The 12389-nt window shown below is 52.7% G+C and carries 7 protein-coding genes; 5 read left to right on the forward strand and 2 right to left on the reverse strand.

Annotated elements, in window-relative coordinates; all coding sequences use genetic code 11:
• Positions 1-37: 37 nt before the first annotated feature.
• Together D5261_RS18110 and cas6 are read left to right on the forward strand one after the other, a co-directional pair.
• On the forward strand, positions 38-2245 hold the full coding sequence (locus D5261_RS18110; protein WP_119324930.1) for a TIGR03986 family type III CRISPR-associated RAMP protein: 2208 nt from the start codon (positions 38-40) through the stop codon (positions 2243-2245).
• Positions 2246-2286: 41 nt separating this feature from the next.
• Positions 2287-3057, forward strand: coding sequence for a CRISPR system precrRNA processing endoribonuclease RAMP protein Cas6 (cas6, locus tag D5261_RS18115; protein ID WP_119324929.1), 771 nt, complete (start codon positions 2287-2289; stop codon positions 3055-3057).
• A gap of 11 nt (positions 3058-3068) precedes the next feature.
• Here the strand turns inward: cas6 and D5261_RS18120 are convergent, their stop codons facing one another.
• Positions 3069-3821 (reverse strand): hypothetical protein, encoded by a 753-nt coding sequence (locus tag D5261_RS18120; protein ID WP_125206378.1) that lies wholly within the window; start codon positions 3819-3821, stop codon positions 3069-3071.
• A gap of 640 nt (positions 3822-4461) precedes the next feature.
• On the opposite strand from D5261_RS18120, the gene D5261_RS18125 reads away from it, so the two are divergent.
• The 3 genes from D5261_RS18125 to D5261_RS18140 all read left to right on the forward strand — a co-directional run bounded on the left by D5261_RS18125 (position 4462) and on the right by D5261_RS18140 (position 10835).
• Entirely contained in the window at positions 4462-4839 is a 378-nt protein-coding gene (locus D5261_RS18125) for a CU044_2847 family protein (RefSeq protein WP_119324927.1), read from the forward strand.
• 334 nt (positions 4840-5173) lie between these two features.
• Positions 5174-9340: an nSTAND1 domain-containing NTPase gene (locus D5261_RS18130; protein WP_125206377.1), complete on the forward strand. Its 4167-nt coding sequence runs from the start codon at positions 5174-5176 to the stop codon at positions 9338-9340.
• A gap of 348 nt (positions 9341-9688) precedes the next feature.
• A protein-coding gene (locus D5261_RS18140; protein ID WP_119324925.1) for an IS3 family transposase occupies positions 9689-10835 on the forward strand; the annotation gives its coding sequence in 2 pieces (ribosomal slippage) (positions 9689-9958 and positions 9960-10835; 1146 coding nt in all).
• A 750-nt stretch (positions 10836-11585) separates the two neighbouring features.
• Here the strand turns inward: D5261_RS18140 and D5261_RS18145 are convergent.
• Positions 11586-12203 (reverse strand): hypothetical protein, encoded by a 618-nt coding sequence (locus D5261_RS18145; protein WP_125206376.1) that lies wholly within the window; start codon positions 12201-12203, stop codon positions 11586-11588.
• Positions 12204-12389 lie beyond the last annotated feature (186 nt).

Here is a 12389-nt window from a genome sequence, read left to right on the forward strand (position 1 = left end):
GCAATAAAATTGAAGGGCTGCTGTAGAGGAGACTGAAGTGCCGCCGTCCATTAAGCCTTACGCGATTACTCCATACAATTTCGTGCCGATGCCTGATCGGATCGTGACTGGCGATCCGCTTCCCAGATGGAATTCGTACGCCTCTGACCGACATACCGGCTGGCTGGACGTCGAATACACAACGCTTACGCCGACGTATACCCGTGCGGCGCGCGGCGCAGGTGATCCCGCCGATCCGCCAGATTTTTTTCATCATTTCGATGAGCAACGGACGCCAGTGCTTCCTGGGAGCTCACTGCGCGGGATGGTGCGCAGCGTCTTCGAAATCCTCACCTACAGCGCGCTGGATAGTATTAGCGATCGCACCTTATCATACCGATTCTTTGCTTCAGGGCAGAGAGAACTCAGGGAATATTACAGCGGGGCTGACGCAGCCCTCGGAACATTTGATACCTCGCGGCTATTTGCAGGAGTTTTGGAACAGTCTGGCTTGGATTATCAGATGAATGTCGGTAATACTTCAGCGCCGAGTGCGGATAAGGGCTTCGTCGTGGTCTCGGTAAACGATCCTGGCTTGAGGCGATATATCCGGACGTCCTCACAGCCACATCAGCCTTATCGACATATGGCGCCTCTGTACGAAACTCAGCAGGTGTGGGTCCGGCTTACTGGGACTGCAACATTATTGCGTGGGCAGCAGGAAATTGAGTGTCCCTCTGCGGATCTTGCTGCCCCTCATTCTTCTGGCGCAGTTGAGGGAATACTCCTCTTTCACGGGAAAGACATCGCCAGTCGTCGTTGGTATCAGGTTATCCTCAAGCCCAGCAGCCCGCCGTTAGCGACATATGAACTGCCGCAGTCCGTCTACCGGGACTACAGGGCCTGGGGACAGATGGCGCATGGAAAGAGGTTTGGAGGACAAGACGCGCCCCGCATGATTACTCTAGGTGCGCCAGCGTTTACTTTGGTGGATCGCAGCAGCAGCAAAGTGACCGCCCTTGGAGCCAACCTCATGCTCACCCTGCGTTACCGTCGTTCGCTCAAAGATGTGGCCCGCGATGCATATTCGGCTGCGGACGGGCTGGACATGACGCAGACAGTATTTGGTTATGTTGGGAATGACAATTCAATTCCACCAGTACGAAGCCGCATCGCCTTTGAGGATGCGTTACTTGTGGCTGCTCCAAATGGGATCTGGATGGAGGTAAGCGCTGTGCGTATACCTGATATCCTTTCGTCGCCAAAGCCTACTTCCATACAAACGTATCTGACTCAGTCTACTTCTGAAGTCGAGCCTCTTCGGCACTGGGACAGCCCGAACGTTCGCATCCGTGGCGCTAAGAGATATTGGCAGAGGAGTCCGTCATCTGCCGAGAACAGCCTTCGTACTGCGGGGGATATGGCAATCGGCACTCAGCAGACCAAAATAAAACCGATCCGCGCGCAAGTGAAATTCAAAGGACGCGTTCGGTTCACCAACTTAACCAGTGTTGAGCTGGCCGCGCTTTACGCAAGCATACAGCTTCCTGAGGGACTTGCGCATAAATTCGGCATGGGCAAAAACCTGGGATTGGGCGCTCTGGACGTATCTATTGTGAAGGTTAATCTGATCGACACTGAGCGCCGCTATCGCACCTTGGATAATGCGGAGAGCTATCATTCTGAGGAGTATGGCCGCACCAAACTCGTGGATGGCTACACCGAGTTGATAAAGCGGATCTATCCCAATTCTAAACTGGAGAAGCAGACGTCGCTATGGAACTCCCGGAGACTGAAAGACTTTGCTGGGCTTTGTTCCTGGGAAGTGCGTCTTGAAGATGATCTGACGCGCCAGGTCGCCATTCAAGATTCCCGGAATGATACAGACGAGGATACATGGAAACATAACGACGATCAGTGGCGCAGGCGTCTGGTACTGCCATCCGCCTCCGACTTGATCCAAGAGGGGCGTCTGATGAGACAGCCATCGGATGTGATTACGCCTCGTCTTGAGAAAATGATTGCAGCTAAAACATTTCCGGCCGTGGCTGCGACACAGCAAACAAAATTTGAATACAAAGTTGGTGATTCCGTAACCGGGCGAATTCTGCCAGGGTATATTGTCGAATTGCTCGACACGAGCGGATCCTCGACGGGAGTTCGGTTGCGGAACCTTCCGGTTATGATGCATGCGACAGGAGATATACTGCAGTTTAAGGTGGTTGAATTGCGCGATGGCAAAATCAGCCGTGTCAAAAAAGCATAATTGGTCTCAGTATTGTCATATTTTTCGTGGTGGACCCTGGTATGCCTGTTCGAATGAGATTTACGCTGATCGGCGACCCTGCGTCGTCACCGTTCGAGCATGCGCGTGGCATTCATGCCCTCGTTCTGGGATGGATTGCTTCCGCTGATCAGGAATCGGCGAAAGAGCTTCATGACGCAAATCAGCTGAAACCACTGACGATCGGCCCGCTGATACAATTAGGCGCCGGCGGCAAACATATTTTCGATGTGTGTCTGCTCTCCGAGTGGCTGGAGCCTCTGATCCGGACCGGAGCGCGCAATACCGACCGTGTCATTCTAGGGCGCAGTCAATACCACTTGTCCACCTCCGTGCAAGCGGTAAGCCGGATTTCCTGGGAAGACTTGCTGGACCGCGCTGAGCCGGTGTCATGCTGGCGAATTCGTTTGCATACGCCGACGGCGCATCATGCAGTGGGAACAATCCGTAAATCGATTATTGTGCCCAGCCCCGAATATTATTTTGGCAGCTGGATAGCGCGCTGGAATATGTGCGCGCCATTCTCATTTGATCCCAATTTGCGCGACCTTATTGCTGAGCGAGTTGCTGTCTCGGATTGCTGCGGCCATACAGAGCGCATAACCTATGGCAGACGGCAAGTGGCTATCGGCTTTGTGGGAACAGTCGCTTTCGAATTGCTCCAGCCACAATCTGTGCCGCCGCCGGCTCGTGCGGCCCTTGATGCGCTGGTGCGCTACGCATCGTTCTGCGGCACCGGGGTGGGATCCCTGCGTGGGATGGGGCAAACAGCAGTTGCAGACACCATAACCTAACCTCTCAGCATTTAAGCCTTCAGGGCGTTGCGCAAAGCCTGCTCTGCAGCTTGTTCCAGCAGTCGGTCTTCATGGCTGAAAATCTCCTGCTTCTCCTCATCGCTCAGTCCTTCAGATAGCGCTGCTCGAACACGCGGGTCGATCAAAGTCTTGACTGCTTCGACCACCGCATTAAGCGCCTTGCCTGGATTAATTTCGGTTTCTCCCTCTGCGGATGAGGTTTCGCCAAAGTGAGACACGAGAAAATCGGTCAGGCGTTCCGTCGCGTGAGGATAGCGGAGCATAGTTCGTAATTCGCTGCGCGCCTGCATCCATGTTTCTGGCTTGTGCTCTTCGTCAAGCCGTTGCCCTGTCAATTCGCTGAAAATTCCGTCTCGCGGAGCTGCAATTCCACGCAGATCTGCGATATAGTGTGCGGCGCGATCATTCTGGGCGATCACGAACACAGAAGGAGATTTCAGCAGCTGCTCGACGTGCTCCCGCGCAAATTCTCGCTTATAATTTCCTGGACGGATATCCTTTTCAAGGATCGGACTTTCAGGCCAGCCATCCATATCAAATTCAGGATCCTCAGGATCTTGAGGAGTTCGGATTGCGGTATGAAGAGCTTCATCCGCGTCAGGGAATTCAAACACCATTCCGTCGTACTCCAGTCGGGCGAACGCTAAGCCATTTCCTGAACTCGGATACGTCTCAAAGACTGCTGATCGGGTTTTTTCATGCTGCTCGGGGTGTGGCGAGCTTGGGACATGCTCAAAGTTCATTCATTCTGTGTTAGTTCTTGCTGCGCATATTGTATCTGGACTTGTGCGTGTAATCAACAATGATTTTTCGGCAGGATTACTGCTACTTTATGATGAAATGAAAATGTGAAGCAGCGCAATTTACGCGTGTAGAATGGGTTGAGGGCAGCTGAGTTTATTTATCGATAACAGAATGGCGCCACAACCATCGTTTATGGATAAAATCCTGCCATATTAGGGAGATGGCTTGAGAGCAAGAACGGTAATGAAACGCGAAAATACACACAGATTAAACAATACTCTATTCAGGGCTAAGGGCTTACGCCAAAATAACCGCTTCGATTTTTACAGCATTGCCCATCTCAGGGCGTCGTCTAAGTTGAAGCGTTTATTTTTGAATAAGTCCTAAACGTGGGAGTACGCCGTTCCAGCATTGTAACGGAAAGAGTATGTTCCAAAACTATCTAATAGTATGCTTGTCAGCTTGGTAGAAACGAAATATAAGTCTTGAGCCGTCGAAAAGTACATAGAAGTCATTCCAAAATGACCTGCTCTAGTAACAATTAATTAAACCAGAAGTCTTAGGGTTCAACGTTTTGGAACACACCCGAAGCGTACAGATCGTATTGAGCATCACTCGTTTGCGCCGAAAGGAGTCAGTATGTCAACATATCTCTTATTTCATTCTGCACCCGAAATGCACGAGGGGCAGCCGTCAGACCCGATGAACGATGTGTTGGTGGAAATCGACGATGACGTCGATCTCGACGATGAGCGCTCCGTAAGGTCAAAAGCAGGGCTCTCCGAGGTGATAAACACGACCGTGGTTCGTGCCACCATATCGCTGCAGGAAGCCTTACAGCGAACTATTCAATCCAACGTATACGCACTCCGCAATGCCGTGAAATCATTGGAGGAACCCCCGAATGAGATGGAGATTTCCTTTGGCCTCAAGGTCACTGCGGAGGCAAGTAATGTCGCTGTCGGCAAAATCGGCGGCGAGGCCAACTATACCGTTAAACTGACCTGGAAAGCTTAGGCATCATTTAGGTAAGCTAGACTTTATCCATTTGCCGCCACCGTGTTCAGATGGAAGCGCGAAGCGATCCTTGATTTTATGCATTTTGGTATTTGAGGACTACATGCGTAAATGTCGTTGATAGTTATTGCTGGACGTCGCCATAGATGGGGTAGCGTGTTTGGAAATGGATGAACTCTAGGTAAGCGGCAATTTCTTCGCTGATATCGTTTCACTGGCGAACCTTTCGGGTTATAAGTCTCCCTTATCTCCCCATAACGTTGGGTTTGGTAGGGAGGGTGGGGACCGAACTGGTGAGGCGGGACTTCGTGATCGAAAGCTCTTGGAGGTGGAATTGAGAGTACTGGACGTTGACAAAACCGTTGATCCTACTACTGCAATCATAAAAATCCTCAAACCCAACGGACGCACCGAAGGAACCGGGTTTATTGTGTCTCGCACCGGCCTCATCGCGACGTGCTCCCATGTGGTAACGAATGTCGGCGCCCGGCCTGGTGACAAGGTTTCGATCCAGCTCAAGGCTACCGGAGAAAAGCGAACAGCTACCGTTCTACCCGAAGCTTGGACCGACATAAATCTTCAAGACGTGGCGTACCTACGGCTTGATGGCGCGCTGTCTGATCTTTGCCGCGTCATGCCACTGGGCAGTGACCAGTTTCTGGATGTCAAAGAGGCGAAGACCTACGGGTATTCGCTTGGTGTCAGCAAAGATGGCATGCCGGGTGACTGTGAACTTGTAGGCCCCAACATCGTAGATGGCTCTCCTGCACATACACTGCGCAGCAATGAAATTGACCATGGCTTCAGCGGGGCGCCAGTGTGGCATCCCGAGCTGCATTGTGCCATTGGGATGATCTTTAACGTTTTTGACACCCCATCTCCACGGAAAGACCAACCACCGAAACCCGTGACCAAAGGATTGCTGACCGCTTTCATGCGTCCTGTCTCCCTGCTTCGATCTCTGTATCCAGAAGTAATCGATACAACTGAAAATCCATATCGAGGTTTGCAAGCGTATCGCAATACAGATGCCGACGATTATTATGGTCGCAGTGATGCGATCCGGCGTTTGGTGACACTTCTGTCCGAGCATGATTTCGTATCTGTTATCGGTCTCTCCGGAAGCGGAAAGTCGTCACTCTTGCGAGCCGGTTTAACTAAAGGCCTCCAGCAATATAACCAGGCGACTCTCGCCGGCCGCATCCGCTGCGAAACGACGCCCGGCGGCTATCCGACCATTGCGTTGCTGACGCAGATCTTGCAGTTCTCCGAGTGGTCCTGGGAGCGATTTCAAGATGCACTCGGAATTACACGACTTCCTCTGACTGGCGATGAACTTAGCCTCAAAACCAATATGGAGCGTCTGATTGAACTGGATGTCGATGGGGTGGCTGCGGCAATCAAGCAATCCCTCGGTGGCCAAAAAGCCCTTCTTACAATCGACCAGTTCGAACAAATCTTTACCGGGTGTACACACGAGAAGTTTCGAACGAGTTTCATGGACCTGCTTATCGCCTTGCCAAAGTATGGAGTGAAAATTGTGATTGGCGTCCGAGCCGATTACATCGGTCACGCGTTCGAATATGACCATCTCTCAAAGGCAATACAAGGCAGCCTCATCTTGACCTCCATGGACCGGCAAAATCTGAGCGAGTGTATTGAGCAGCCCGCCAGACATCGCGAATGTGGCGTTGATCCTCGGCTCGTTCGGCAGCTCATTGACGACGTCTATGGACGTGCAGGTGATCTTCCACTCCTGAGTTTTACTCTTGAAAAGCTCTGGGAAACGGATGCGAAGAAGGGCATCCTGACCCTGGAGACGTATAAGAAGTTTGGCCAATCCGTCGTGGTTGACGAAGATATCGGCGGTGTCCAAGCCGTCTTGATTGGGATGGCGGAACAAGTCTGGGAATTATTGTCTCCAGAAGAACGCATTCAGGCGGAATGGGTCTTTCTGTCCCTCGTTGCAGAAGAGTCGATACTGGGTGGCCAGGAGAACATTAAGAAAAGCGCCGGACGGAGGGCTCTGCTCGCAGAATATAGTGATGGGACTCGCGCGACCGCCATCAAGCTGCATGAGTCGTTTCTCTTAACATTCGGGCACGACACGGTGCGCGACAAGCCGACGATCCAAGTTGCCCATGAGGCACTCTTGTGGACATGGCCGCGCATGGTTACGCTTATTAACCAATACCGTCCATTTCTCAATTGGTACAATACGGACTTTTCTGTTCGGCTCAATCAATATATTGCGTCTAGGCAGAGCAAAGATCAGCTGCTGCCGAAAGCGGCACTCCGACAAGCTAGCATCTGGTATAGCCAGCATCCAGAACGGTTTGCCGGTCCTCCGTTAGAATATATCAAACAAAGCCTCAAAGTGCGTAAGGCGACTATGACTAGAAGGGTTGTCTTCGCGGGGATCGCGATCCTCTGTCTCCTCATAGCCGGCGCAAAATATAATCAGCAAACGAGACAGCAACAGGCACGGGAATATATCCAGCAGGGCAAGGATGCCCAAGCCGCACGTGATTACACCACCGCACAGAAATATTATGCCCTTGCTTTGAAGTCGGTGGACGATCCCACCACGCGTCAAACGCTGCTCGATGTCGCGGCTCAGGCACCACATCTCCGAGTGGTTCAAAACGGCACGTTCAAGTGGCTTGCGACCGCAGCTTCGGGTAGTCAAACACTCGTGGATATGGGGAAAGGGATAGTGGCCGTTTACGACACCAATACGCTGAAACGCCGTTCCATCTCGTCGTTTATCTCCTCCAAGATTGCTAAGGGAGCCTTGTCGAGCGACGGTTCCGTTGCTGCGGTGAGCTGCTCCGATGGCAGCTATTATATCTGGGACATTGCAAAAGATCAGGTCAGTCCGTTGCAGATTGCGGGTTCTAATCCCGGCGCGGCGGTCGCGGTCTCTCCGAATGGGCGGAGCGTCGTCGTGTCGGATGAACTTGGTCGAACGTGGGTCTATGATCGCGTCACAAAGAAAAAACCTGTTCTGCTCCGTCCAAACAGCAGTGATCCATTCTGGTGCATTGCCTTCAGCCCCGACGGTCGTAAAATCGCGGCCGGAGGCGAAAGTACGGATGTGTACATATGGCAGGTTGCCTCGTGGCAAAAGACGATATATCGGAGCGTCAGCAACGATGTCATCAGTTCCATAGCGTTCAATGCCGATAGTGATCTGCTCGCAGTCGGCGCTGCCGATACAAATATCCGGCTCATCAATCTAAAAGACGGAAGCCGTCGCGTCCTCTCCGGCCATTCGGACGCAATCTTGGATGTCGCTTTCTCGCCGACTGGCAGCGAACTTGTGTCTTGCGGACAAGACAAGACGGTCCGGATCTGGAATGTTGCCAATAGTGTCGAACTCCAGTTGATCAACATCGGTGATCGCTCCGTCACTTCGGCGACGTTCACGAACTCTGGCAGTGTGTTCTATTGGGAGGCTCCGTCTTCGGCGGAGCCTGGTCTCAGTACTCTGCGCGTGGTCGATCAGCAAAATCCACGGTTCGGATATACGCTTCGTTATGGCGAAGCCATCAATCAAGTTGTGATGAGCCCCGATGGGAACTCAATTGCTATCGCCGGAACACAACGCGATTCGTCCGGGCATCAGCATGCATTTGTGGCGGTAACTAACATGGCAATACACGCCCAATATCTTATCAGACCGGCGGGTGACAGATCGATCACCGCCGCCGCCTATTCGCCCACCGGGGATACCTTTGCGGCGGCGTGTCTCGATGGCTACGCTCGGGTCTGGGATACCTCTTCTTGGACCGAGCTAGCGTCGATCAAACATCCCTCTCCGGTCGTTACTGTTTTATACCTCTCCGACACGCAGTTGCTGTCTGGGGACAGACTGGATGGAAAACAAGCAAGGTTAACTTTGGCTGATCCTCATGGACATTCTTCCATCAATATCCCCTATGATCAAGGTTCCGTCTTCTCCACAGCATTAGACGTCAAACATAGTTTTCTTGCACTTGGCGGCGGCGACAATCGTGTCCTCGTCCTCTCCGCTCAATCACTTCCCGAGCGCAAAATCGTTTTCGAAAAAAAGAAGCTGAATACATCCATTTGGGCTGTCGGCTTTGTCGAGTCGTTAGGAAAATTACTCGTCGGAGACGGTTCCGTCATTCGAGTCTATGATCTCCTCACGAAGCATAGTGACAAAGAGTTGCCAAGCCAATGCGGAGACGTCTACAGCTTTGCCACCATGCCGAACTCGAATCTTGCGGCGGCAGCTGGTTCAGGCGGCTCCATTGATGTGTGGGATATGACGAAAGAGTGTGTAATTCTGAGCTTTCATGATCACACCGGACCGATTTGGCGTGTGGCATGGGACAGCTCCGGCCGCTGGCTCGCATCCGCTTCAATGGATGGTTCCGTTCGGGTTCGCGACATGCAAAGCATCCGCGAATTAACTCATATGAACGTCGATCAACTGCTGCACGCCTTAGTGGAGGACAATCCCCAGATGCAATGATCTAACAAACGCGATGTGCAAGTTTTCTTTCACGCTTGCACCAGATATTCGAATTGCAGCGGGGGCTGCCGCACGTTGATAATGATCGCCAGCGTGTGCGCCAGCTTCGGCTGGTCAAATGTCACAAATCCCGGGTGCGCACGCAGTTGATGTAAAATCGATCCGTCAACTGAGCGAAAACGCTATCGATCAAATAGCGCGCATCACTGTAGCGCCATTTCTTGCCCTGAGCCATGTCGGGATCGCGTTTGGCATGGCGAGCTGTCTGGATCAACCCGCCCAAAATTAATATAATGGTCCCATAAATTCGGACAGTAAATCGGGCACAATTAAGGTGGATTCACCACCATGCCCAACACCCGAAAACAGTACTCTGCTGCCTTCAAAGCCCAGGTCGTTTTGGAGGCGCTTAAAGAGACCAAGACCGTTGCCCAGCTTGCTTCAGAGCACCAGATTCATCCGAACCTGCTGACCAAGTGGAAGCAGGAAGCCATCGCGGATTTGGCTCTCGTCTTTGAGCGAAAGAACTCGCAGGCCAAAGCTCAAGAAGCCCAGAAGCAGAAAGTCGAACAGCTTTACCAGGAGATCGGTCGCCTCACGACGCAGGTAAACTGGCTGAAAAAAAAATCTGGTCTCGAACCTGACGCTTAACGAGCGCCTGGCCCTGGTCGAACGCGAAGAACGCCATTCGATGCCGCTGCTCTGGCAGGCCGATCTGCTGTCCGTGGCGCGCAGCAGTTTGTATTATGAGCCACGTCCCGCAAGGGAGGCGGAGATCGCGATCAAGCATCGCTTGGACGAATGGTACACCCATCGTCCCAGCCTTGGAACACGCAAACTGGTGACGCTTTTGGCGCAGGAAGGCATCATCGTCGGACGGCATACGATCCGTCGCTACCGTGTGGAAATGGGCCTCTTTACTCTGTATTCCGCTCCGAACCTGTCGAAGCCCAGTGGCCCTGACCACAAGGTCTATCCGTATTTGCTGCGCGGCTTGTGTATTGATCGGCCCAATCAGGTCTGGGGCGTAGATATCACCTATATTCGGCTGCGCGGCGGCTTCCTTTATCTGGTGGCGTTCCTCGATTGGTTTTCCAGGCTGGTCGTTTCCTGGGAATTATCGGAGACACTGGAAATTCCATTTGTCCTGAGCTGCACCGCCGCGTCATTAAAGAACGCAGTTCCTGAGATCGTCAATTCGGATCAGGGCAGCCATTTTACAAGCGAGCAGTTCACGAGCCAATTTTTGACGGCGGGAGCGCGCGTCTCCATGGACGGGCGAGGACGCTATGTGAATAACATTTTCACAGAGCGTCTGTGGCGCAGCGTCAAACAAGAAGAAGTGTATTTGGCCCATTACGAAACGCCGCGCGAGGCGCGCCAAGGTCTTGCGTCTTATTTGAAGTTCTACAACGAGGTTCGACCACATCAGTCGTTGGGTAATTTGACGCCTGCGATTGTCCATGCCGAACCGCACCGATTGCTACGAAAATAACCAACACAGAAAAGGAGGCAGTCCACCTTAAAAGAGGCCGTCTGACTGTCTTGACAAATGGGACCACCTTATTATTTGATGTTCCCAGCGTATTGAGAAATCCGTTAATCAGGATCATAAAAGGCGTGTACGGGGTATAATTCTTGTGTCCGCTCTGACTGCCAATTTTTACTCTGTTGAGAGTAAACCGCACAAAAACAGGCGGCGTCAGCCCGCAAAAAGCAGGCGGAACAACTCGGCTATCAGAGTGCAGTTGCTCATTTATACGAGTGTCTGCTACTCTAAAACTCCTAATCAACCGAAAAAAGACCGAACTTGAAGCAAGCACTGCGTTGAATTTGTCACTCCAGAACTCCAACACAATTAACTGTCTCACCCACATAAGAATCGACAGCTAATTTATAATTGAGCGATCTGTAATAACTACTCCACAGAAAAGCCTTCAGCGAAAATATTTCGCTGAGAGCCCCGAATACCATCGATTCATGCAGATCTGTGGCCTAGTATTTCTCGTGTGGCGGCGGATGCAGGAGTTATCGCGAGTCGTTTTCCGATCCTGAAGCTGGATAGTGTTATTCTGTCATCGAACGGAATGCGCGGCCTGCAAAAACTCTAATGGTTAATATTTAGAACCGGATGCTCAAACGGAGCCGTTTCGCATCAATCGAATCCACGGATAGCAGATGGCGCCCGGAACTGATCCGGGCGCCACTAACTCCCTAGAACTCATGCGTCCCTGGCGCTCGCGCGTCAGAGCCGGCGGGCCGGCCAGGCTTTGAATGGCAGGACCGGTGGCCCAGGATGGAAGACCACCCGGGTTAGCGCCGATGGGTTCAGGATTGATACTCCGACACCCTCGCGCTGCGCGTGTAGGCCACCCGCCCCGAACAGAGACTGGAGATAGGGGCCGAAGTCCGCCCGCATCATCAGGCGCGACTCGACCTCCACTTCCCAGAACACGCGATGGCCCGAGGCGGTCCACAACTCGGTATAGCCGACCTGTGTTATCCCCGGTTTGTCTCCTGCCTCCTGGCGGTTGGCGGTTGCCTGATCGGGGTCGTAGGCGGCCCGAAACCTCTCCTCCGTGAGTTCCCTGACGGCGGTTGCCCCACCGAGGTAGGGCCAGGAAGGCAACTGCGCGGCGATCAGGTCGACTCTCTCGATGCGGGCCGTTGCAAAGGCGCTCAGAGCACCATCTCCGCCCAAAACGAAATGGGGGACGGTGAATAGCTTGCTGGGCGTCAAAGAGTCGAGGATCTGCCGGACGAGAGCGGGATCATCCTGAGCGAAGCGGGCGATGGTTCCGTCGGTCTGAGTGAGCTGGATCTCCAGCAAAGGAGTAGGGGAGAAAGCGAGTTCGGTCGTCAAGGTAGATTCCTCCATTCGAGTGTAGGCGCGATAGGCAGAAAGTCATCGCGCGCGTAGGTTGTCGAAAAATTGCATCCCGCCGTCTAAGTCTTAATGATCGAAGCGTATCAGGACACCTTATTACTGAGTGACGCATCCGCAGATGATGGTCTTCAGGGACAATGACGTACCAGAGGGGCCAAGCCC

Source organism: Capsulimonas corticalis (genome assembly GCF_003574315.2).
GTDB lineage: Bacteria > Armatimonadota > Armatimonadia > Armatimonadales > Capsulimonadaceae > Capsulimonas > Capsulimonas corticalis.

What these genes read in the sequence shown, in the direction of transcription:
- cas6 (WP_119324929.1), top strand. Translation starts at nt 2,287, where the DNA reads ATGCCTGTTCGAATGAGATTTACGCTGATCGGCGACCCTGCGTCGTCA.
- D5261_RS18125 (WP_119324927.1), top strand. Translation starts at nt 4,462, where the DNA reads ATGTCAACATATCTCTTATTTCATTCTGCACCCGAAATGCACGAGGGG.
- D5261_RS18120 (WP_125206378.1), bottom strand. Translation starts at nt 3,821, where the DNA reads ATGAACTTTGAGCATGTCCCAAGCTCGCCACACCCCGAGCAGCATGAA.